The organism is Nocardioides sp. SRI_004, from assembly GCF_057586415.1.
The window spans coordinates 170,977-192,095 of record NZ_JBYCZV010000002.1 but is presented as its reverse complement, the minus strand read 5'-3'; the positions used below and the strand labels follow the sequence as shown (position 1 = coordinate 192,095).

The window sequence follows — 21,119 nt, the reverse complement described above, 5'->3', positions numbered from 1 at the left end:
GCCAGGGCGTCGCCGAACGCGGAGGCAGCCGACCCGGGGTCGCCGCCGGACCCGTCGGCCGTCGTACCGCCGTCGGTCGCGGCCGGCACGGGAAGTCCCGGAAGGAAGGGCGCGATGCTCACTCTCAGCTCCTCACCATCGCCATGATGTTGCGGACGTAGTTCTGGGTCTCGCGGTAGGGCGGGATGCCGCCGTAGCGGCTGACCGCGCCCGGTCCGGCGTTGTACGCCGCCAGCGCGAGCTCGGTGGTGCCGAACTTGTCGAGCAGCGAGCGCAGCAGGCGCGCGCCGCCGTCGATGGCCTGGGCGGGGTCGAAGGAGTTCTCGACGCCGAGGCCGCGGGCCGTGCCGGGCATCAGCTGCATCAGGCCCTGGGCCCCGGCCGGGCTGACCGCGCGCGGGTTGAAGCCGGACTCCTGCTTCGCGACGGCGGCGAGCAGCTCGCCCGGGACGCCGGTGCGGGCCGCGGCGGAGTTGATCAGGTCGGCGTACGGGATCGACGCGGGGACGCGGGCGGAGATCCCGGCCGTGCCGGCCGTGCCCGAGGCGGCGCCGGAGCCGGTGCCGATGATCCGGCGGATCATGTCGGGCTCCGAGGGCACGTCGACGATCCGCACGTTCAGCCCGGTGCGCGGCGCCTCGATCATCTTGCCGTCGCCGATGTAGATCGCGATGTGGTCGGCGCCGTTGTTGCGGCTGGAGTTGTCCCACGCGATGAGGTCGCCCGGCTGGGCCTCGGCGAGGCTCGCGACGGCGGTGCCCTGACGCGCCTGGTCGGCGGACACCCGCGGCAGGTCGTAGCCGAGCGCCTTGTAGACCGACTGCACGAGTCCGGAGCAGTCGACGCCCTTCTCCTTGCTGGTGCCGCCCCAGACGTACGGGAGACCGAGGTACTTCTTCGCCTCGTTGACGACGTCCTGGCCGCTCACGCCGTTGGCGCCGGCCGCACCCGGTGTCGCCGACGCGAGCTCGGTGGCGAACTCCCCGGACACACCGGAGGTCGCGGACGTGGTCGCGAAGCGCGCGAGCTGGGCCTGGATCGAGGCGATCCGCGAGGTGACGTGGTCGATGCTCATCGCGCCGCCTCCCGCGCCCAGGCCTGCGCGGCCAGGTCGTCGGCCTCGCGGGCCTCCCGCCGCGCCCTTTCGGTACGACGCCCGGTGGCCCGACGCTCGAGCAGCAGCTCGACCGCGGCGAGTCGGGCGCGGTCGGCGCCCCAGCGCACCCGCGCCTCGTCGGCGACGACCTCGGTGGTCGCCAGGGCGGACCGGGTCTCGGCGGCGAGGACGCCGACGTTCGCCAGCGCGGTCCGCTGGGCGAGCAGGTCGCCGGGTGCGCAGACCGGCACGAGCACCGCGGACCCGAGCGTGTCGGTCAACGAGGTGAGCCGGCCGGTCAGCCCGGCTTGCTCGGCGAGCACCTGCTGGAGGCCGATCCGGCTGTCGGTCTCGCGGACCTCGCGGACCCGCGCGACCGCGGCGAGGCCCCGGTCCTCGGCGTGCACGCGGCTCATGACGCCACCAGCCCGGCGAGGCGGTCCCACGTCTCGGTGGGCGGGGTCAGCTCGTCCATGCCCTGCTGCAGGAAGGCCTCGATGCGGGGCAGCCGCGCGAGGGCCGCGTCGGCGTGCTCGTCGGCGCCGGCGACGTACGCACCGATCTCGACGAGCTCCTTCACGGAGCGGTGGGCGGCGAGCATCCGGCGGAGCCGGGTCGCGTCGGCCTGCTGGTCGAGCGTCGTGACCGCGCGGTGGACGCGGGAGATCGACTCGAGCACGTCGATCGCGGGGAAGTGGCCGGCGGTGGCGAGCTCGCGGCTGAGCACGACGTGCCCGTCGAGGATCGACCGGGCGGTGTCGCCGACCGGGTCCTGGAGGTCGTCGCCCTCGACGAGGACGGTGTAGAGGCCGGTGATCGAGCCGCGGGCGGAGGTGCCGGCGCGCTCGAGGAGGCGGGGCAGGAGGCCGAACACGCTGGGCGGGTAGCCGCGGGTCGCGGGCGGCTCGCCGGCGGACAGGCCGATCTCGCGCTGCGCCATGGCCACGCGGGTGAGGGAGTCCATCATCAGCAGCACGTCGCGGCCGCTGTCGCGGAACCACTCGGCGATCCGGGTGGCCGTGAAGGCCGCGCGCAGCCGCTCGACGGCGGGTGCGTCGGACGTCGCGACGACCACGACCGAGCGGGCCAGGCCCTCCGGTCCGAGGTCGCCGTCGATGAACTCGCGCACCTCGCGGCCGCGCTCGCCGACGAGGGCGATCACGTTGACCTGGGCGTCGGTGCCGCGGGCGATCATCGACAGCAGCGACGACTTGCCGACGCCGGAGCCGGCCATGATGCCGAGCCGCTGGCCCCGGCCGGCCGGTACGAGCGCGTCGAGCGCGCGGACGCCGAGGCCGAGCGGCTGGGCGATCCGCGGCCGGGACAGGGCGTCCGGCGCGGCGTTGTCCGTGGAGACCGGGGCGAGGCCGGGGAGGTCGGCGAGGGCGGGACCGCCGTCGACCGGGCGGCCCAGCCCGTCGAGCACCCGGCCGCGGAGCGCGTCGCCCACGAGGATCCGCAGCGGGCCGCCCGTGGCGTGGACGTGGTCGCCGACGCGGACCCCTGTCGTCGTACCCAGGGGGAGGCAGACGGCCGCACCGTCGCGCAGCGCGGCGACCTCGGCGAGCAGCGGACCGCCGGAGGTGCGGACCTCGACCAGGTCGCCGGCGGCGGATGCCAGCCCGCGCACCTCGAGGTGCAGGCCGACGAGCTCGGTGACGGTGCCGAGCCGCAGCGGCCGGGCAGCGCTCGCCGCACGGTCCAGGACGGCGGGGGAGAGCCTCACTTCAGGACCTCCCGGACGCGCTCCATCGCCTCGTCGACGCGGAGGTCGGTGACCGAGCCGTCGGGTGCCTCGACGAGCGCGTCGGCGCGGCCGAGCGACGGGTCGGCGACGACCTCGAGGCCGCGTTCGGCGAGGTCCTGCACGGCGCCGCTCGCGATGATCGAGGGGTGCAGGCGCACCCGGCCGACGGGAACCGCCGGCAGCACCTGGAGCACGCGTACGACGACGTCCGCCGCGGTCAGGGACGCGACGCGCGCGCCCAGGACCTCGGTGGTCAGCGCGAAGGCGAGGTCGGTGGCCTGCTCCTCGATCGCCGCGGCCAGGTCGCCGAGCAGCCCCCTGACCTGCTCGGCGGCCCGGCCCAGCGCGTCGACGGCCGCGCGGTGCTCGGCCTCCCGACGCTGCTCCGCGGCGGCGTGGTGCCCCGCGCGGGTGGCTTCCTCGGCGGCTGCCTGCTCGGCGGCCGCGCGGCGTCCCTCGGCCCAGCCGACGGCGTACCCCTGTGCCCGGGCGGCCTCCTGCGCCTTGGCGGCGAGGCCGTCGAGCATGGACTCGGTGACCGCGTCGCCCAGCACGGCGGAGCCGCCCAGGCGGGTCCAGGTCCCGACCCGCAGCTCGGGATGGGAGACGTCAGACCACGAATTCATCGTCGTTCCCTCGCCGGACCATGATCTGGCCCTGCTCCTCGAGCTGGCGGATGGTGCGGATGACGCCCTGCTGGGCCTCCTCGACCTGCGCCAGGCGGACGGCGCCGAGCATCTCGACCTCGTCGAGCAGGTTCTCCGCGGCACGCTCCGACAGGTTGGACGTGATCTTGGTGCGGACCGACTCGCTGACGCCCTTGAGCGCGAGCGCGAGGTCGGCCGTGTCGACCTGGCGCAGCACCTGCTGCACCGAGCGGTCGTCGAGGCCGACGATGTCCTCGAACATGAACATCCGGCTCTTGACCTCGTCGGCGAGCGACGGGTCGAGGCCCTCGAGGCCCTCGACGATCTGGCGCTCGGTGGGTCGGTCGGAGCGGTTGATGATGTTGACGAGCGGGTCGACGCCGCCGACGCGGGAGACCTCGGCGGGCTGCAGCATCGACGACAGCTTGCGCTCGAGGATCGACTCGACGGTGCGGACGATCTCGGGCGAGGTCCGGTCCATGACGGCGATCCGGTGCGCGACGACGGCCTGCTGGTGGGCGGGCAGTCCGCTCAGCAGCAGCGACGCCTTGTCGGCGGCCATGTGGGCGAGCACCAGCGCGATGACCTGCGGGTGCTCGTCGGCGATGAATCCCCGCAGCTGCGCGGGATCCGCCCGGTGGAGGAACTGGAAGGGCATCTGGACGGCGGCCGCGTGCAGCCGTTCCATGATCTCCTTGGCCCGCTCCGGCCCGAGCGACTGCTCGAGCAGCTGCTGGGCGAACCCGAAGCCGCCCTGGGTCACGTGGGCGTGCGCCGTGGCGAGGTCGTGGAACTCGGTGAGCACCTGGCTGGTCTCGTCGGCCGTCACCGCGTCGAGGCGCGCGATCTCGGCGGAGATGGCCTCGACCTCGGCGTCGGAGAGGTGCGACATCACCTGCGCGGCGCGGTCCTTGCCGAGCTGGATGAGCAGGACGGCGGCCTTGCGCACGCCCATCTGGAGGATCGCGGAACCGCTTCCCGCGGTGAGCATGGCAGTCATCGGTCCATCACTTCCGGGGCTCCACGAGCCATCCGCGCAGGAGCGCGGCGACGTCCTCGGGCTGCTTCTCGACGAGCGCGATGAGCTCGTCACGCATCGAGTCCTCCTCGTCGTTCTCGGCGGCCTCGAGCGCCGCCAGGGCGGGGCTCTCGATCGCCGGCGCGCGGTTCGCGGCGTCCAGGCGGAGCTGCTCGACGACGTACGACGTCGCCTCGTCGCGGGCCTTGGAGCGGCGGCGTGCCTGCCACCAGGCCATGAGGACGACGAGAATCACGCCGCCGCCGATGGCGAGGTTGCGGATCATCGCGTTCTTGCGGTCGGCCGCGTCGGCGGCCTTGGCTGCGGCGATCTCCGCGGCAGCGGTCTCGGCCCCGGTCTTGTCGAAGGGGATCAGCGCGACCTCGATGGTGTCGCCGCGCTCCGGGTCGATCCCGGCCGCGCTGGCGATCTGGTCCTTGATCACCTCGGGCTGGATGTCGGCCGCGGCGGTCGCGTCGAGGGCCACGGCGATGTGGAGCGTCTTCACGCCGCCCGGGGCCGATTCGCGGCGTTCGACCACCTCGTCGAGGGCGTTGTCGCGGACCTCCTCGTCCCTCTGGTACCTGCCGCCGCCGTTCGCGGCGGCCGTCGGGTCCATCTGGCCGTCGGCGCCGACCACGCCACCCGCGCCGTCGTTGCCGCCGGTGGTCCCGGAGTACTTCTCCGACGACTTGGTCTGCGAGATCGGCGGGTTCTTCTTCTCGTTGCTGTAGCTGCGGCTGTTGGTGACCGACTTGTCGAGGTCGAGGTCGGCGGTCACGGTGGCGGTGGAGTTGCCGGCGCCGACCCAGGTGTCCAGGGCGGCCTGGATCTTGCCCTGCATCGAGCTCTCGAACGCCGCGACCTGCTTGTTCCGCAGCGACGCGGCCCCGGCGCCGGACGCACCGTCCGAGGTGTCCGCCGTGAGCAGCTTGCCGCTGGAGTCCGAGATGGTGACGTTCTTGGGGTCGAGGCTGTCGATGCTGCGCGCGACCAGGCTGACCATCGACTGCACCTGCTCCTCGTTGAGCTCGGTGCCGGGGTTGGTGTCGATCAGCACCGACGCGGTGGTCGGGTCCTGCTCGTCGCTGAAGACCTTCTTCTCGGGCATCGCGAAGTGGACGATCGCGGTGTTCACGCCGTCCATCGCCTCGAGCGTGTTGGCGACCTCGCCCTCCATCGCCCGCTTGAAGTTGGTGTTCTCCTGCGACGTGGAGGTGGTGAGGTCCTGGCCCTCGAGCAGTCCGTAGCCGCCTTCGCCCGAGTTGCCCGGCAGGCCCTTGCCCTGCAGCTTCACCCGCGTCGAGTAGACGTCGTTGCGCGGCACCATGATCGTGTTGCCGCCGTCGGCGAGCTCGTAGGAGACGCCCTCGGCGGTCAGCTCGTCGACGATCGCGGAGGCGTCCTCGCCCGACAGGTTGGAGTAGAGCGGCGCGTAGCTCGGCGCGGACACCCAGCGGAAGACGAGGAAGGCGGCGAGGAGCAGGGCCGCCGTACCGATGACGGCGACGGCCTTCTGGCCGGCCGTGAAGGCGGCGAAGGTGTCGCGGAAGCGCGTGAGCGCGCTGTTCAGTCGTTGCTGCATCGTCGGCCTCAGACCTGCATCCGCATGATCTCGTTGAACGCGTCGACGGCCTTGTTGCGCAGCGCCACGGTCAGCTGGCTGGCGACCGACGCCTCACTGGCGGCGATCGTGTAGTCGTGGATGTTCTCGAGCTTGCCGGTGGCCGCCTGCACCGCGAGGCCGTCGGCCTTGTCGGTCAGGCCCTCGAGCCGGTCGAGGCCGTCGAGCACCAGCGACCCGAACTCGGTGTCGGAGCCCGGCGTCGCCTGGACCTGGGTGCTGGGCGTGATCGAGAGCGCGGGGTTGACCGCGGCGGACCCGGACAGGGTCGGGAACTGGAGCGGCGAGATGTCCATCAGCGGTTGCCGATCTGGAGCGCCGCGGAGTAGGTGTCCTGGGCGGTCTTGGTGACCTGCACCGAGGCCTGGTAGCCGCGCTGCGCCATGACCAGCTCGCTCATCTGCGCGGCCATGTCGACGTCGGGCATCCGGACGTAGCCGTCCTCGTCGGCGAGGGGGTGGTTCGGCGAGCTGACCACGCGGCCCTCGGCGGACGACTGGGCGAAGCCCTCGACGTCGACGCCTCCGTCCTGGCGGGGGTCGAAGACGACGTACGTCGCACGGAACGCCTCGTCGTCGGTCGAGCGGACCGTGTTGACGTTGGCGATGTTGCCGGCGAGGGCGTCCAGCCAGACCTGGTGGGCCCCGAGCGCGGTGTTCGCGATGCGGAGCGAGTCGAAGGCGCCCATCAGCCCGCGCCCCCGCCCATGATCGCGAGCCGCGAGCTGCGGTCGCTGATCGCGCGGCCCATGATCTGGTACTGGTACTGCGTCTGGATCGCCGCGATCGACTCCTTGCGGAGGTCGACGTTGTTGTCGTTGGCACCGACCGGCGTGTCCGTCGCGTCCACCGTGACGCCGACCGCCCCGGGGCCCGAGGTGGTCGCGCTGCCGCGCTCGATCGCGCGCTCCAGGGCGGACTCGAACTCGACGGCCCGGGCGCGGAAGCCAGGGGTGTCGACGTTGGCGATGTTGTCCGCGATCACGTTCTGCCGGGTGGACAGTCCGTTGATCGCCGTGTGCAACACGAACCCGACGGCGTCGGACGCTGCGAAGGACACGAGCGGATCTCCTCGGAAGGCACCGCCACCGGTTCTCCGGCTCCTGGTGGGGAGCCGTTCGTCCGGGTTGTGTTGCGGTGCAGTCGGTGCCGATCCGTCGGCGGTGGTGAGCAATCCGTCGCTCAGTGCCCCCGATCGGTCCTCGCGATCCGGACCTGAGGCCGACCCGCTGGGACTTGGTCCCGACTAGTTCGTCCGATCGTCTCCGCCGCAGGTCAGGCCAGCAGTACGACGGACAGCGCGCCGCTGCCGTACCCGCCGATCGACACGGCGAGGTCCTCCCGGCGACCGAGCGTCAGGGCGCTGATCCGCAGCTGCGGGTCCAGTGGGGGACCGGCGGGGTGGAGGGCGTGCAGCTTCAGGTGGTCGGCACCTGCCACGTTGAACATCGACGCCGCGATGTTGAGCACCTCGTAGAGGTTCTCGGCGAGGGTGTCGGTCAGCTTGCCGTCCTCGATCGCGGCCTCGGCACCGCCGACCGGCACCAGGCCGATCGCCGCGCCGGCGTGGGCGGAGAGAGCCAGGTCGCAGGCGATCAGCGCGCAGATGCGGAGCTGGTCGTCGACGTACACGGCGATCGAGGCGGCGGTGTCGGGACCGGGCGCGAAGGGTGCGGCCGGCTCGAGGGTGACGTCGCGGCCGAGCAGGTCGGCGAGCAGCTCGCGCACCTGCTTGGGCTGGGGGAGGTGGATGACCATCGGGTTCCCCCTCAGAGCACGCTGCGGAGGGCGTCGTCGAACGCCTCCGGGGTGAACGGCTTGGCGATGAGGAAGGCGGCGCCGGCCGACGCGGCACGCTGCCGCATCTCCTCGGAGCCCTCCGAGGTGACGAAGCCGAAGGCGACGTCGGAGCCGGACGCGCGCAGCGCGGCGAGGCAGTCGATGCCGTTCATCTCGGGCATGTTCCAGTCCGAGAGGACCAGGTCGGGCGCCTCGGAGCGCACCATCTCGAGCGCCTCGCGGCCGTTCTCGGCCTCCACGATGTCGTGGCCGCCGTGCCCGGCCTGGCGCAGGGTGCGGATCACGATCTGCCGCATCACGCGGCTGTCGTCGGCGATCAGGATCTTCATCAGGACCTCACTGGCTCCGGTTCTCGGGTGGTTCGGGTGGTTCGGGTGGTTCGGGTTGATCGGGTGGTTCGGGTTGATCGGGTGGTCAGGCCGGCACGTGGATGCAGATGCGCACCGGCGCGCCGCGCCAGGCGAGGTCCAGGCGGCACACCTCGGCGACGTCGCTGGCGAAGGCGGCGCGGCCCGCGGCGACGGCCGGCAGAGACAGCACGCTCGGCCCGGGCATGAGGCTCTTCACGTTGCCGCCGACCATATTGACCAGCTCGCCGACCGCGTCGGCGATGTCGCCGTCGGCGACCGGCTCGCCCTCGGGGAGTGCGAGCATCCGGGCGCTGAGCTGCTGCGCGACGCCCTCGTCGAGCTCGACGGTGACGACGCCGGCCCAGCCGCCGCTCACGGTCACCGAGGACGACCAGACGCCGGTCGCGTCGAAGGGCGTGCCGGGCGGCACCATCCGCGGGACGAGGACCTCGTCCTCGCCGACCAGGGCCAGCCACACGTCCTCGGTGACGGCCTGCAGGTCGTCGACGGTCGGGGCGTCGGCCTCGTCGGGGGAGGCCTCGAAGAAGGTCAGCACGTTCATGCCCACGCCCCCTGCTCGGTCTCGGCCGGGACGAGGCCGAGCAGCGAGAGCTTCTCGACGATCGCGTCCGGCGTGAACGGCTTGATGACGTACTCGTGGGCGCCGGCGGCCAGCGCGCGCACGATGTTGCGCTGCTCGCTCTCGGTCGTCACCATCATCAGCGTCACGTCCCGCCACTCGGGGTTGGCACGCACCTGCGTGATGAACGTGTAGCCGTCCATCACGGGCATGTTCCAGTCGACCAGGCAGACGTCGGGTACGACGCCCGCGTTCATCTGGTCGAGGGCGGCCTGGCCGTGCTCGGCCTCGGTGGTCTCGAAGTCGAGCCCGGTGACGATGCGGCGCAGGATGCTGCGCATCGCCCGGGAGTCGTCGATGATCATGGCTCGCACGATCAGGCTCCTGTCCTGGAGAGGGTCATGGCGGATGCCCGGCGGTAGGCGGGCACGCGGCCGATCTGGTCGCGCCGCCACGAGGCGGTGAGGTCGGCCGGCATGTCGAGGGTGGTCTCGGAGGACCCGAGCAGCAGGTAGCCGTCGGGGGTGAGCATCGGCAGCATCCGGCGCAGGATGTCCGCCTTCGTCTCGGCGTCGAAGTAGATGAGGACGTTGCGCAGCCAGATCACGTCGAACGTGCCGAGCATCGGGAAGGGCGCCGCGAGGTTGAGGTGCTTGACGCTCACCCGCTCCCGCAGCCGCTCGGCGATCTCCCAGTCGCGCCCGACCCGGGAGAAGTAGCGGACCAGGCTGGTCGCGGGCAGGCCGCGGTTGACCTCGACCTGGCTGTACCTGCCGGCCCGCACCCGGTCGAGCATCTGGGTCGAGATGTCGGTGCAGACGATCTCGTACTCCCAGCCGGACGGCAGGTGCTGGTCGAGGAGCATCGCGATCGAGTAGGCCTCCTGGCCGCTCGAGCACGCCGCGCTCCAGATCCGCAGGCGGCGGGACGTCGCCCGTTCCTCCAGGAGCGCGGGGAGCATCGCGTCCGTGAACGCCTGGTAGGGCGTGTGGTCGCGGAACCAGCTGGTCTCGTTGATGGTGAGCGCGTCGATCACCTTGCGCCGTTCGTCGGCGTCGAAGGCGAGCCGCGCGACGTACTCCTCGAGCCCGAGTCCCTTGGCGTTCGCCAGCGGGGTGAGACGTGCTTCGACGAGGTACTCCTTGCCCTCGTCGTACACCATCGACGTCTCGCGGCGAACCAGCGCCGAGACGGACGCGAAGGCGGAAGGGGCGGTCATGCCCGCTCCTTCGGCCGCGCACGGTAGTCCCTGACGAAAAGCACCGAAATCGCGTGCGATCGGGTGCTTTTCGTCAGGGACTATCCCTGTGGGCCGATGGGTGGCCCGTGACCAGGATCAGGGTGCTCGTCGTGGACGACTCGGCGTTGGTACGACGGCTGGTGACGACCGCGCTCGGGAGTGCCAGCGACATCGAGGTGGTCGGCATGGCCCGGGACGGCCTCGAGGCGGTCCGGATGGTCGACGAGCTCCGGCCCGACGTGGTCACGCTCGACATCGAGATGCCGAACCTCGACGGCCTCGGCGCGCTGACCCGGATCCGGGAGAAGCACGCGCGGCTCCCGGTCATCATGTTCTCGACACTGACCGAGCGCGGCGCGACCGCGACCCTCGACGCCCTGTCACGTGGCGCGAGCGACTACGTGACCAAGCCGAGCAACACCGGGCAGATCGCCGACGGCATCGCCGCCGTGCGCGACCAGCTGGTGCCGCGGATCCGCGCCCTGGCGGGCCTGCGCAAGCTGACCCCCGGCGCCGGCGGCCCGATCGTGCGTCGCGAGCGGTCGGCACCGGCGCCGAAGTCCGTCACCGCCCTGCTGATCGGCTGCTCCACCGGCGGTCCCGACGCCCTCGCCCGCTTCCTGCCGCGGCTGCCCGCCGACCTGGGCATCCCCGTGCTCGTCGTGCAGCACATGCCCCCGGTATTCACCGCGATGCTCGCCCAGCGACTCGACAAGGTCTCGCCGCTCGAGGTGCGCGAGGCCGTTGACGGGGACGAGGTGCGCGCCGGCCGCGTCCTGCTCGCCCCGGGCGACTTCCACCTCCGCGTCCAGCGTCGCGGCACGGGCGTCCGCGCCGTGCTCGACCAGGGACCGCAGGAGAACTTCTGCCGTCCCGCCGTGGACGTGCTCTTCCGCTCCGCGCTCGAGGTGTACGGCGGCAGCGCGCTGGCCACCGTGCTGACCGGGATGGGCCAGGACGGGCTCGCCGGTGCCCGGCAGCTGGCCTCGGCCGGCGCCCGGATCCTCGTCCAGGACGAGGACTCCTCGGTCGTGTGGGGGATGCCGGGTGCGGTCGCGGGCGCCGGCCTCGCCGACGACGTACTGCCGCTGGAGGAGCTGGCGGACCGCGTCGTCGGGGCGGTCCGGCGCTCGCGCGCTGCTTGAGCTGGCCGTCCCGAGGACGACGAAGGCCCCGAGGTCCCGTGCGGGACCTCGGGGCCTTCGTCGTGCGGCCGGCGCCTCTCAGGCGGTGATGTCGAGGTAGACCGGGTGCGCGGGCGTGCTGGTCGCGTCCGCCACCCGGTCCGCCACCCTCCGCTGGTGGTGCTTGTCCGACAGCAGCGCGGGGATGGCGGCCATCAACCGCTGCTGGCGGGCCAGCAGCTGTCGCGCCCGGGGCACGAACTCGTCGGGGATCGGCCCGAGGTCGGTCGGCGGTGCCCACGGCGGCTCGTCCGGAGCCGCGTGACCGCGGATCAGCTGCTCCGCGCGGTCCGCGTGGGCCTCCAGCCGGTCGAGGGCCTCGCGCCAGGTCACGGGTCGCCGGGGCTGCTCGGGCAGCCCGGGCGCAGGTACGGCGGTCACTGGATCGCCGCCGCCATCGCGGCCTCGCGCCAGGTGTCGCACAGCTGCCGGGCGAGGCCGAGGGCCTCCTCCGACTTCGCCGGGTCGCGCTTCACGTTGGCCTCGACGAGGCAGCCCCGGAGGTACTGGTAGAGCGAGAGCAGCTGCCGTCCCGCCGGCATCCGGTCGACGTCGAGGCTCGACTCGAGCTCGACGACGATGTCCTGGGCGTGCAGGAGGTGCTGGTGGGCCGCCGGCCAGTCGCCGGACTGCTGGGCGGCGAGCGCGCGCTCGCCGTCGAGGACGAGGCGCTCGACCAGCATCACCAGCAGGCGTGCCGGGGAGGCCGTGGCGACGGCGTTCTCGCGGTAGGCGCTCTGCGCGCTGTGCACCGATCGGGTGGCGTACATGGGGTGGTCCTCACTGGGTGGATGCGGACAGGGAGTCGAGCTGGCTGGTGAGCCATGTCGACTGGCTGTTGAGCTGGGAGAGGGCGGTCTCGAGGGCGGTGTACTGCCGCTCGAGGGTCTGGCGTCGCAGCTCGAGGCGGTCGTCCCACCGCTCGATGCTGGCGTTGAGCCGGGTGATCGTGGAGGTGTGGGTGGTGATCGCGGCGGTCACCGTGCCGTCGTACTTGTCGCTGGCGGCCTCGGCGACCTTCTGGACCCGGGCGGCGAAGCCGGTGGGTCCGGTGAACGCGGCGGCGGTGGCCACGGGGTCGGCGGCGTACGACTCGGCGAACTTCTTCGGGTCGAAGGTGACCTTGCCGTAGCGGTCGACCTGGATGCCGTACTTGGCCATCGAGGTGCCGTCCGGCGGGTAGATCGTGTCCTGCAAGGCACCCGCGACGCGGCGCAGGGTGCTGTCGCCGGCGAGGGTTCCCCTCGCCTCCGGCGTGTTGGAGGTCAGCGTGCCGATCTGGGTGAGGACCGCGTTGAGCTGGTCGACGAAGCCCTTGGCCGCGGCCGACTGGCCGTCGGCGTCGCGGGCGACCGTCAGGTCGGCGGTCCCGGTGGCGCTCGCGCCGAGCGTGATCGTCACCCCCGGTACGACGTCGGCGAAGGTGTTGCTCGTCGAGGTGGCCGTGATCCCGCCGATCGAGATGCTGGCGTCGCGGCCGGCCCGCACCGTGGTGCCGCCGAGGAGCGCGGCGCCGGTGCTATCGGTGAGCTCGAAGTCCTGGCTCGCTCCCGTGGCGGTGGACTCCACCAGCAGGCGGTACTGGTCGACCCCGCCACTGCTCCCGGTCCGCACGAGCGTGGCCCGGACGCCGGCGTCGGCGGCGTTGATCGCCCCGGCCAGCTCCTCGAGGGTGCCGTTGGCGGTGTCGACCTGGAGGTCGGCCTCGCCGGACCGCTTGAGCACGACGCTCGTCGTCGCGCCGGTGACCACGTCGGTCTTCGCGTGGGCATCGGTGAAGGCGACCTGGTGGGTCAGCGCGGTCTGGCCCACGGTGACCGTGAACGCCCCCGGCGTCGCCGCGGACGTCGCGGTGATCGCGACACCGGTGTTGCTCGAGGTCGCCTTGAGGGTGGACCACGTGCCGGTCGTCGGGACCGCCATGTCCTTGCCCGCCGTGGCGAGGGCCTGCAGCGCGGTGTTGAGCTTCTGGAGGGCGGTGACCTTGCCCTGCTCCGTGGTGACCTGCGTCTTCAGCTTCGTCTGCGACGCAGCCTCGAGCGTCATCAGCTGGTTGATGATGCTCGCGGTGTCGAGTCCGCTGGCGAGTCCGCCGATGCTGCTCGTGCCGGCCATGGGGTCCTCCTGGGTGGCGGGTGGGGGAGCACGTGCGGGCGCTGGTCAGTCCAGGCAATGGCAAGTGCCGGTGGGGCCGGTCGGCCCCACCGGCACTTGTGGGTTCAGCTGGTGGTGCGGATCAGCCGCGGAGCAGCTGGAGCACGCCGTTGGGGGCCGAGTTGGCCTGGGCGAGCATGGCCGTGCCGGCCTGGCTGAGGATCTGCGAGCGGGTGAGGCTCATCATCTCCTGGGCCATGTCGGTGTCGCGGATGCGCGACTCGGAGGCCGACAGGTTCTCGATCGCGACGTTGACGTTGTTGATCGTGTGCTCGAACCGGTTCTGCACCGCACCGAGCTCGGCACGCTGGGTGGAGACCTCGGTGATCGCGGCCTGCAGCGTGTTGCTGTCGGTGATGTCGACGGCGGCGACCGCGGCACCGGCGGTGAAGTCGGCCAGCGCGGTGGCCGAGATCGCGATGGTGTCGGTGTTGTCGTAGCCGACCTGGAAGGTGAGCGCAGCGCCGGCGAAGAGGTCGACACCGTTGAACTTGGTGTTGTCCTTGATCCGGGTGATCTCCGTGTTCAGCGCGTCGAACTCCGCCTGCAGGGCCGCCTGCGACTCGGTGTTCTGGGTGCCGTTGTTGTACTGCACGGAGAGGTCGTTCATGCGCTGCAGCATGGAGTGGACCTCGGTGAGCGCACCTTCAGCGGTCTGTGCGACCGAGACGCCGTCCTGGGCGTTGCGGACCGCGACCTTCAGGCCGCCGACCTGCGAGCGCAGGCCCTCGGAGATGGCCAGACCGGCGGCGTCGTCGGCGGCCCGGTTGATCCGGAAGCCCGACGACAGCTTCTCCATCGACTTCGAGAGCTGGTTCTGCGTGACCGACAGGTTGCGGTACGAGTTCGTGGCCTCGATGTTCTGGTTGATGCGAAGACCCATGATGTTTCCCTCCTGGAATCAGGTCGTTCTATGGTTCTCGGGCGACCGTCCGTGGTCTCCCGTCGGGGTGGTGATCGGTACGCCGACCCCGGGCTTGAGAGGTTTTCGGGGGAAGTTCGTCGAGGAGGTTGCGCAGCAACCGTCACGAGACGCCTCGCCCCGGGTGCAGCTGCTAGCCGACGGCGTCGAGCGGCGTGACGACGCCGCGGCGTACACCGTCGGCGTGCCGGGCCGCGACGGCCGCGAAGTACGACTCCCGGCGGCGCTGGGCCACGCCGCCGGCCTTGCCGGCGGGCTTGAGCAGCGCCGGCTCGAGGGCGTGGTTGAGCGCGTCGCGCAGCAGGGTGAGCGCCTCGGCGCGCATCTGCGAGATGCGGGAGTCGGTGACGCCGAGCTCGGCGGCGATGTCGGCCATCGGCCGCTCGGCGAAGAAGTAGTCCTGGACGACGATCCGCAGCCGCTCGGGCAGCTCCTCGATCGCCTCGCGCAGGTAGGTCAGCCGCTCGGCATGCTCGACCAGGTCCTCCGGGGACGGGGCACGGGTGGGGACCAGCTCCTCGATCGGGGTCGTCGCCGACCCCTGCAGCGACAGGACCTGGGCGCGGGACACGTCGTCGTCGTTGGCGGCGACCTCGTCGGGCGTCATCCCGGCGGCCTGCGCGACCTCCGCGACGGTCGGCGTGCGGCCGAGCACGTTGGCGAGCTGGCTGCGGGTCTCGGCGAGGTCGCGGGCCCGGCGCCGGACGGACCGGGAGGCCCAGTCGACCGAGCGGAGCTCGTCGAGCAGCGCGCCGCGGATGCGGGTGGCGGCGTACCGGTCGAACGGGACGCCACGCTCGGGGTCGAAGGCCCGGGCGGCGAGGACGAGGGCGGTCAGCCCGGCCGAGGTGAGGTCGTCGCGACTCACGTGCGACGGCACCCTGCCCATCGTCTCGCGGACGATGTGGCCGACCAGGGGCATGTGGGTGGTGATCAGCTCGTCCGTCTCGGCGGCGACGGTGCCCTCGTACTCGTTCACGTCCCTGAGATTCCGGCAACGGTCCGGCGTGTCGCACGCGAATTCGATGCGAGTGACCGCTCGGTGGGGCAATACGGGACCGAGGTCCCGGAACCGTGTGGTTCCTTGTGGGGTGGGGGTGCAGGGACATCCGGCCGAAACTGCTCAGGTCGCTTCCGTCGTGATCGATGGGGGTGCTACAGACACCCCGCATCTCGGGGGCGGAGCAGAGAGGCCGGACGATCGATGGACAGGCTGTCGCAGATCCTGTGGCGTGAGCGCGAGCTGCTCGAGACACTCGCCTACAAGCTCGAGGTCGAGCGGATGGTGCTCGCCTCCGGCAAGACCCGCTGGCTGGTCAACGTCACGCGGGAGATCGAGGAGGTCCTGGAGGACCTCCGCGCCACCGAGGTGCTGCGGGCGACCGCCGCCGACGAGGCCGCCGAGGCCCTCGGGCTGACGCCCAACCCGTCGCTCGGCGCGCTGTCCGAGGCCGCCCCCGACCCGTGGGCCGGCATCCTGCGCGACCACCGCGACGCGATGGTCGCCCTGGCCCGTGAGATCGCCGAGACCTCCGAGGACGCCAAGGGCCTGATCACGGCCGGCTACCGCTCGGCCCGCGAGACCCTGCTCGCCCTGGGGGGTACGACGACCGCGAGCTACACCCCGTCGGGCGACGCCGTGCTGACCCCGGCCGCCACCCGGCTCGTCGACCGGAGCCTGTGATGGCGGGCTCCTTCGGCGCGATCACCTCCGCGAGCGCGGCGCTGCGCTTCCAGCAGGTCGCCCTCGACGTCGCCGGCAGCAACATCTCCAACGCCAGCACCGACGGCTACGTCCGCCGTCGCGTGGTCGGCGAGAGCATCAGCACCAACGTCCCCGCGATGTGGTCGCGCTCCGACAACTTCGGCGGCACCGTCGGCGTCGGCGAGGTCCGCCGCATGGTCGACCCGCTGCTCGACATCCGCGTGCGCCGCGAGCACGGCTCACTGTCCTACCTCGAGACGCAGCAGACGATCCTCGCGCGCGTCGAGGAGGGCATCGGCGAGCCCGGCGACAACGGCGTGTACGCCGCCATCCTCGACTTCCGCAACGCCTGGCAGGACCTCTCGACCAACCCCGGCGGCGACGCCGCGCGGCAGCAGGTGCTCGGCAGCGCCGAGACGCTCGCGCAGGCGCTGCGGATCCAGGTCGCCAACGTCGCCGGCGAGGAGGCCGACCAGCGGGTCCACCTCAACAACGTCGTCGACGAGGTCAACACCGCGGCCGCCGGCATCGCCGAGCTCAACCACAACATCCTCGTCACCGAGCAGAACGGCACCGACGCGGGCACCCTGCGCGACCAGCGCGACCAGCTCGCGCTGCGGCTGGCCGAGCTCGCCGGCGCGGTCACGACCGTCCGCGCGGACGGCCAGTTCGACGTCACCGTCGGCGGCGAGGCCCTCGTCACCGGCAAGGAGGCGGGCAGCTTCGTGGTCGCCTCCGGCGTGACGCCGGCCGGCGACGCGGACGGGGCGCCGATCACCTTCCGGATCGACGCGAGCTGGGGGAGCACGGTGCTCCCGACCGGCGCGGCCGGTCCCGGCGGCGAGCTGGGCGGGATCACCCAGGTGCTCACGACCACCCTGCCGTCGTACCGGGCAGGGCTGGACGCGATCGCCGCCGACCTCGCCGCGGCCGTCAACACCCAGCACGCGCTCGGGTACGACGCCGCCGGCGCCGCGGGCGGGACGTTCTTCTCCTACGACCCGCTCGTCGGCGCGGCCAGCCTGCAGGTCGCGATCACCGACCCGGCCCTCGTCGCCGCGTCGTCGGTGACCGGGGCAGGGCGCGACGGCGTCAACGCCGACGCGCTGAGCCGGGCCGGCGACGCCGCCGACGCCTACCAGCGCCTGGTCAACGGCTTCGGCACCGCGGTCGCCTCGCTCCAGCGGCAGACCGCCAACCAGACGGCGCTCACCGGGTCGCTCGACGACACGTGGGAGCAGCAGGCCGGCGTGAACCTCGACGAGGAGACGGTGAACATGATGACCGCACAGCGGTCCTACGAGGCGGCCGCGCGGCTGCTGACCACGCTGGACGAGGTCCTCGACACCCTGATCAACCGGACCGGGCTGGTGGGTCGCTGATGAGCATCGGACGCGTCACCCAGCGGATGCTGACCGAGGGCTCGCTCGACAACCTGCAGCGCGGCCTCGGCCGGCTGGCGAAGGTCCAGGAGCAGCTCTCCACCGGCCGCATCATCAACCGGCCCTCCGACAACCCCACCGGGACCACCGCGTCGATGCGGCTGCGCAGCTCGCTGGCCGACCAGGCGCAGTACTCCCGCAACGCCCAGGACGGCCTCGGCTGGCTGACCCAGGTCGACTCCGCGCTCGACTCCGTGACCACCACGGTCAAGCGGGCCCGCGACCTCGCGCTGCAGGGCGCGAACGCGTCGGCGTCCGGGCCGGTCGCGCGCGAGGCGCTGGCCGTCGAGGTCGAGGGGATCCGCGACGAGCTGGTCTCCCGGGCGAACACGAAGTACCTCGACAGCCCGGTGTTCGGCGGCGTCACCGCCGGGACAGCGGCGTACGACGCCGCGGGCAACTACGTCGGCACGCTCGGCGACGTCAACCGGCGCATCGCCGACGGGGTGGTGGTCAAGGTCGACGTCGACGGGCCGACGGTCTTCGGCGACGGCGCGACGTCGGTGTTCGCCGAGCTGGACGCGCTGGCGACGGCGTTGCGTGCCGGCGACAAGGCGGGAATCAGTGCCTCGATCAACACGCTCAACTCCCGCATCGACACCGTGACCAGCGCCCGGACCGCCGCCGGCACCCGCTTCCAGCGGCTGGAGCAGGCCGACCAGATCGCCTCCGACGCCGGGATCTCGCTGAAGAACCAGCTGAGCACGATCGAGAACGCGGACCTCGCCGAGACCACCGTCGAGCTCAAGCTGCAGGAGGTCGCCTACCAGGCCGCCCTCGGCGCCACCTCCCGTGTCATGCAGCCGAGCCTCCTCGACTTCCTGCGCTGAGGGGACTTGCCACAATGACCCGCATGGACATCCCCGTCATCGAGCTCGCGCACCCCATGCCCGGCTTCCCCGACGACGCCCGCTTCGCGCTGGTGCGCCTGGACGACGACGGCGTGCTGCACGGCTTCCGATCCCTGGACAGCGACGACCTGCAGTTCGTCGTCGTACCGCCGGCGCCGTTCTTCCCCGACTACACGCCCGAGATCGGCGACGAGGTCGTGACCGAGCTCGGCATCGCACCGGAGGACGCGAGCGACGTCCTGGTCCTCCTCGTCGTCCGGGCCGGCGCGTCGCTCGCCGACACGACGGTCAACCTGCGCGCCCCGCTCGTGGTCAACCCGGCCACCCGCCGCGCCAGCCAGGTGATCCTCGAGGACGCGGACCTGCCGCTTGCCGCCCCGCTCGTCGCCTGACCCGATAGCCTCTATCCGTGCTGGTTCTCTCCCGTCGCGTCGGCGAAAGCGTCGTCATCGGTGAGGGCACGCCCGACGCCGTGACCGTCACCGTGCTCGAGGTCCGCGGCGACGTCGTCCGGATCGGCATCGACGCACCCCGCTCGGTCGCCGTCCACCGCGCCGAGCTCCTCGCCGAGCTCGCCGACGCCAACGCCGAGGCGGCCTCGCCCCCCGCCGACGCCGTCGCCTCCCTCACCGAGGCCCTCCGCTCCCGCCAGTAGCCACCCCCCGCTGGTCGAGGAGGTCGCGCAGCGACCGTCACGAGACCTCTGGCTCCGGTGCACCCGCTGTGCCCTTCGGTTCGGTAGGTGGTCGGGTCTTCAAGCGCAGCGACGAGCGGCGTGGGTGCGGGGCTGGGTTCGGCGGTCGGGTGCGGCCCGTCCGGTGGTCGAGGAGGTCGCGCAGCGACCGTCACGAGACCCCTGGCTCCGGTGCACCCGTTGTGCCCTTCGGTCGGGTGGGTGGTCGGGTCTTCAAACGCAGCGACGAGGAGGCTGGGTACGGGGCTGGGTTCCGGCGGTCGGGTGCGGCCCGTCCGGTGGTCGAGGAGGTCGCGCAGCGACCGTCACGAGACCCCTGGCTCCGGTGCACCCGCTGTGCCCTTCGGTTGGGTGCGTGGTCCGATTTTCAAGCGGCAGCGACGAGGAGGCTGGGTGCGGGGCTGGGTTCCGGCGGTCGGGTACGGTCCGGCGTCCCCGTGATCACTCGTTGCGCCACTTGTTCTGCACATGCCCGGGATGGAGTTTCCCCTGTCCACAGGCGGGTTTCCGTCGCTTCGTTGTGTCGGAGGTCGATGGGAGAATCCAGTCATGGATCTCGGAACCAGCGGCACCGCGACAGCGGTCTCGACGGCCTCGTTGCTGTCGTGGATCGCTGACGACGCCGAGGTCCGTGACCACCTCCTGATCCGGGAGTGGATGAACATCGTCGCCTGGGCCGGCGCCAACATCGTCGACACCGTCGAAGGCGCCGCGACGTTGACCGAGGGCTACCTCGACACCGGTGTCCCGATCGCCGGCCCCGGCGCACCGCTCGTGTCGGAGTTCCAGCTGATGGAGCTCATCGCCGTGCTCGGCCGCTCGCCGGACGGTGGCCGGTCGTATGTCGGTCAGGTCATCGAGTGCGCCTGGCGCCTCCCGCTGCTCTACGCCGCCGTCCTCGACGGCCGGGTTGCGCCGTGGCGGGCCCATCGCATCGCCGACCTGACCAGGTCGTTGCCGGCAGAGGCAGCGGAGTTCGTGGACCGGCACCTCAACGCCGCCGTCGGCGGCGTCGGGTGGGCGCAGCTCGAACGTCTTGTGACCGAGGCGATCCTGCGGTTCGACCCCGAACGTGCCGAGGCCGAACGCCAAGCCGCGAACGAGCACCGTCACTGCAACATCACCGACACCGATGAGCACGGCAACGTGCACCTCGACGCCTACCTCGATGCGGCCGACGGCCACGACTTCAACCAAGCCGTCGCCCGCGAAGCAGCACTGCGAGGCCAGCTCGGCGACACCGACTCCCTCGACGTCCGGCGGGCGAAGGCCGTGGGTGCGATCGCCCGCCGTGACCTCGCCCTCGACCTGCTGATCGCGGACGAGACCACCGGCGAGGTCCTCGCCGAGTCACCCGGGCGTCGGGTGGAGTTGAACGTCCACATCACCGACACCGCCCTGGCAGCACAGGCACAGGGGTCTCGTGACGGTCGCTGCGCGACCTCCTCGACCACCAGCGGCAACAACGTCGGGCGGTGTGAGGAGACCCGGTCACCCGTCCAGGTGACGCAGGTGAAGGAATGGCTCCAGGTCCCGGGCACGACCGTCATCGTGCGACCGGTGATCAACCTGGCCGACTGCGTTCCGGTCGACTCCTACGAGATCCCCGACCGCCACCAACGACGAGTCCGCCTCCGCGACCACACGTGCCGGTTCCCCAACTGCCCCCAACAAGCGGTCCGCTGCGACCTCGACCACGCCAAGCCCCACGGCGAGGGCGGCAAGACGTGTCCCTGCAACCTGGTCCCACTCTGCCGACGGCACCACCGCGCCAAGACCCACTCCACCTGGCGCTACCTGGTGGTCGCGCCGGGCCACTACCTGTGGACCAGCCCCCACGGCCACATGTTCCACGTCGGCCCCGCCGGCACCACGATCCTCGACGGCTACTGACCATCAAGCCCCACACCCCGCCCCACCGGCGGGGCCACAGGCGCGTCCGGGACAGACTCAGCCGGACTTCCTCCCGGCCTCGGCCGCGAGGACTCGCCGGATCACCTCGCCCGTCGACGACGCAGAGGCGTGGTCGGTTCTCCATCTCCGGGGCCCATGGCAACCCATCCACC

The 21,119-nt window shown here is 72.0% G+C and carries 26 protein-coding genes; 7 read left to right on the top strand and 19 right to left on the bottom strand.

Features of this window, described 5'->3' with window-relative positions:
- Positions 1–124 precede the first annotated feature (124 nt).
- From AC2YHB_RS03090 to AC2YHB_RS03025, 14 genes are all read right to left on the bottom strand, one after another.
- Positions 125–1,075, bottom strand: a complete 951-nt coding sequence (locus AC2YHB_RS03090; protein ID WP_179649630.1) for a transglycosylase SLT domain-containing protein — start codon at positions 1,073–1,075, stop codon at positions 125–127.
- Entirely contained in the window at positions 1,072–1,512 is a 441-nt protein-coding gene (locus tag AC2YHB_RS03085) for a flagellar FliJ family protein (protein WP_179649632.1), read from the bottom strand. Before AC2YHB_RS03085 ends, AC2YHB_RS03090 begins: the two co-directional genes overlap by 4 nt.
- Positions 1,509–2,822 carry a FliI/YscN family ATPase gene (locus AC2YHB_RS03080; protein ID WP_308645580.1) on the bottom strand — a complete coding sequence of 438 codons (1,314 nt, stop codon included), beginning with the start codon at positions 2,820–2,822 and terminating at the stop codon, positions 1,509–1,511. Before AC2YHB_RS03080 ends, AC2YHB_RS03085 begins: the two co-directional genes overlap by 4 nt.
- Positions 2,819–3,469 carry a FliH/SctL family protein gene (locus tag AC2YHB_RS03075; protein WP_179649634.1) on the bottom strand — a complete coding sequence of 217 codons (651 nt, stop codon included), beginning with the start codon at positions 3,467–3,469 and terminating at the stop codon, positions 2,819–2,821. Before AC2YHB_RS03075 ends, AC2YHB_RS03080 begins: the two co-directional genes overlap by 4 nt.
- Positions 3,453–4,490 (bottom strand): flagellar motor switch protein FliG, encoded by a 1,038-nt coding sequence (gene fliG, locus AC2YHB_RS03070; protein ID WP_051932422.1) that lies wholly within the window; start codon positions 4,488–4,490, stop codon positions 3,453–3,455. Before fliG ends, AC2YHB_RS03075 begins: the two co-directional genes overlap by 17 nt.
- Positions 4,491–4,497: 7 nt before the next feature.
- A complete protein-coding gene (fliF, locus tag AC2YHB_RS03065) occupies positions 4,498–6,093 on the bottom strand; it encodes a flagellar basal-body MS-ring/collar protein FliF (RefSeq protein WP_179649636.1) in 1,596 nt (531 codons plus the stop codon).
- A gap of 8 nt (positions 6,094–6,101) precedes the next feature.
- Complete coding sequence (gene fliE / locus AC2YHB_RS03060; RefSeq protein ID WP_036547399.1) at positions 6,102–6,428, bottom strand: flagellar hook-basal body complex protein FliE; 327 nt, start codon at positions 6,426–6,428, stop codon at positions 6,102–6,104.
- Positions 6,428–6,820: a flagellar basal body rod protein FlgC gene (locus AC2YHB_RS03055; protein ID WP_036547402.1), complete on the bottom strand. Its 393-nt coding sequence runs from the start codon at positions 6,818–6,820 to the stop codon at positions 6,428–6,430. The genes fliE and AC2YHB_RS03055 overlap by 1 nt, the downstream gene beginning before the upstream one ends.
- Positions 6,820–7,191: a flagellar basal body rod protein FlgB gene (gene flgB / locus AC2YHB_RS03050; RefSeq protein WP_036547405.1), complete on the bottom strand. Its 372-nt coding sequence runs from the start codon at positions 7,189–7,191 to the stop codon at positions 6,820–6,822. Before flgB ends, AC2YHB_RS03055 begins: the two co-directional genes overlap by 1 nt.
- A 215-nt stretch (positions 7,192–7,406) precedes the next feature.
- A complete protein-coding gene (locus tag AC2YHB_RS03045; RefSeq protein ID WP_036547408.1) occupies positions 7,407–7,889 on the bottom strand; it encodes a hypothetical protein in 483 nt (160 codons plus the stop codon).
- A gap of 11 nt (positions 7,890–7,900) precedes the next feature.
- Positions 7,901–8,260, bottom strand: coding sequence for a response regulator (locus AC2YHB_RS03040; RefSeq protein WP_036547411.1), 360 nt, complete (start codon positions 8,258–8,260; stop codon positions 7,901–7,903).
- 85 nt (positions 8,261–8,345) lie between these two features.
- Positions 8,346–8,843: a chemotaxis protein CheX gene (locus tag AC2YHB_RS03035; protein WP_179649638.1), complete on the bottom strand. Its 498-nt coding sequence runs from the start codon at positions 8,841–8,843 to the stop codon at positions 8,346–8,348.
- Entirely contained in the window at positions 8,840–9,226 is a 387-nt protein-coding gene (locus AC2YHB_RS03030; RefSeq protein WP_207011017.1) for a response regulator, read from the bottom strand. The genes AC2YHB_RS03035 and AC2YHB_RS03030 overlap by 4 nt, the downstream gene beginning before the upstream one ends.
- An 11-nt stretch (positions 9,227–9,237) precedes the next feature.
- Positions 9,238–10,080 (bottom strand): CheR family methyltransferase, encoded by an 843-nt coding sequence (locus AC2YHB_RS03025; protein ID WP_179649640.1) that lies wholly within the window; start codon positions 10,078–10,080, stop codon positions 9,238–9,240.
- A gap of 107 nt (positions 10,081–10,187) precedes the next feature.
- Here AC2YHB_RS03025 and AC2YHB_RS03020 point away from each other — a divergent pair, with 107 nt between their 5' ends.
- On the top strand, positions 10,188–11,246 hold the full coding sequence (locus tag AC2YHB_RS03020; protein WP_242530513.1) for a protein-glutamate methylesterase/protein-glutamine glutaminase: 1,059 nt from the start codon (positions 10,188–10,190) through the stop codon (positions 11,244–11,246).
- A gap of 78 nt (positions 11,247–11,324) precedes the next feature.
- On the opposite strand, the gene AC2YHB_RS03015 is transcribed toward AC2YHB_RS03020, so the two are convergent.
- The 5 genes from AC2YHB_RS03015 to AC2YHB_RS02995 form a co-directional block, all read right to left on the bottom strand.
- Positions 11,325–11,666 carry a hypothetical protein gene (locus AC2YHB_RS03015; protein WP_179649642.1) on the bottom strand — a complete coding sequence of 114 codons (342 nt, stop codon included), beginning with the start codon at positions 11,664–11,666 and terminating at the stop codon, positions 11,325–11,327.
- On the bottom strand, positions 11,663–12,055 hold the full coding sequence (gene fliS / locus AC2YHB_RS03010) for a flagellar export chaperone FliS (protein ID WP_036547425.1): 393 nt from the start codon (positions 12,053–12,055) through the stop codon (positions 11,663–11,665). Before fliS ends, AC2YHB_RS03015 begins: the two co-directional genes overlap by 4 nt.
- 10 nt (positions 12,056–12,065) lie before the next feature.
- Positions 12,066–13,400, bottom strand: coding sequence for a flagellar filament capping protein FliD (gene fliD / locus AC2YHB_RS03005; protein WP_487353451.1), 1,335 nt, complete (start codon positions 13,398–13,400; stop codon positions 12,066–12,068).
- A gap of 121 nt (positions 13,401–13,521) precedes the next feature.
- On the bottom strand, positions 13,522–14,322 hold the full coding sequence (locus AC2YHB_RS03000; RefSeq protein ID WP_036547430.1) for a flagellin N-terminal helical domain-containing protein: 801 nt from the start codon (positions 14,320–14,322) through the stop codon (positions 13,522–13,524).
- Positions 14,323–14,494: 172 nt separating this feature from the next.
- A complete protein-coding gene (locus tag AC2YHB_RS02995; RefSeq protein WP_036547433.1) occupies positions 14,495–15,340 on the bottom strand; it encodes a sigma-70 family RNA polymerase sigma factor in 846 nt (281 codons plus the stop codon).
- Between the two features lie 225 nt (positions 15,341–15,565).
- On the opposite strand from AC2YHB_RS02995, the gene flgN reads away from it, so the two are divergent.
- The 6 genes from flgN (at position 15,566) to AC2YHB_RS02965 (ending at position 20,946) form a co-directional block, all read left to right on the top strand.
- Positions 15,566–16,045 carry a flagellar export chaperone FlgN gene (flgN, locus tag AC2YHB_RS02990; protein ID WP_179649648.1) on the top strand — a complete coding sequence of 160 codons (480 nt, stop codon included), beginning with the start codon at positions 15,566–15,568 and terminating at the stop codon, positions 16,043–16,045.
- Complete coding sequence (gene flgK / locus AC2YHB_RS02985; RefSeq protein ID WP_487353450.1) at positions 16,045–17,448, top strand: flagellar hook-associated protein FlgK; 1,404 nt, start codon at positions 16,045–16,047, stop codon at positions 17,446–17,448. Before flgN ends, flgK begins: the two co-directional genes overlap by 1 nt.
- A complete protein-coding gene (flgL, locus tag AC2YHB_RS02980; RefSeq protein ID WP_036547440.1) occupies positions 17,448–18,338 on the top strand; it encodes a flagellar hook-associated protein FlgL in 891 nt (296 codons plus the stop codon). The genes flgK and flgL overlap by 1 nt, the downstream gene beginning before the upstream one ends.
- A gap of 23 nt (positions 18,339–18,361) precedes the next feature.
- A complete protein-coding gene (gene fliW, locus AC2YHB_RS02975) occupies positions 18,362–18,751 on the top strand; it encodes a flagellar assembly protein FliW (protein WP_242530514.1) in 390 nt (129 codons plus the stop codon).
- A gap of 17 nt (positions 18,752–18,768) precedes the next feature.
- Positions 18,769–19,014: a carbon storage regulator CsrA gene (gene csrA, locus AC2YHB_RS02970; protein WP_036547445.1), complete on the top strand. Its 246-nt coding sequence runs from the start codon at positions 18,769–18,771 to the stop codon at positions 19,012–19,014.
- A 588-nt stretch (positions 19,015–19,602) separates the two neighbouring features.
- On the top strand, positions 19,603–20,946 hold the full coding sequence (locus tag AC2YHB_RS02965; protein ID WP_487353449.1) for an HNH endonuclease signature motif containing protein: 1,344 nt from the start codon (positions 19,603–19,605) through the stop codon (positions 20,944–20,946).
- Positions 20,947–21,119: the final 173 nt, after the last annotated feature.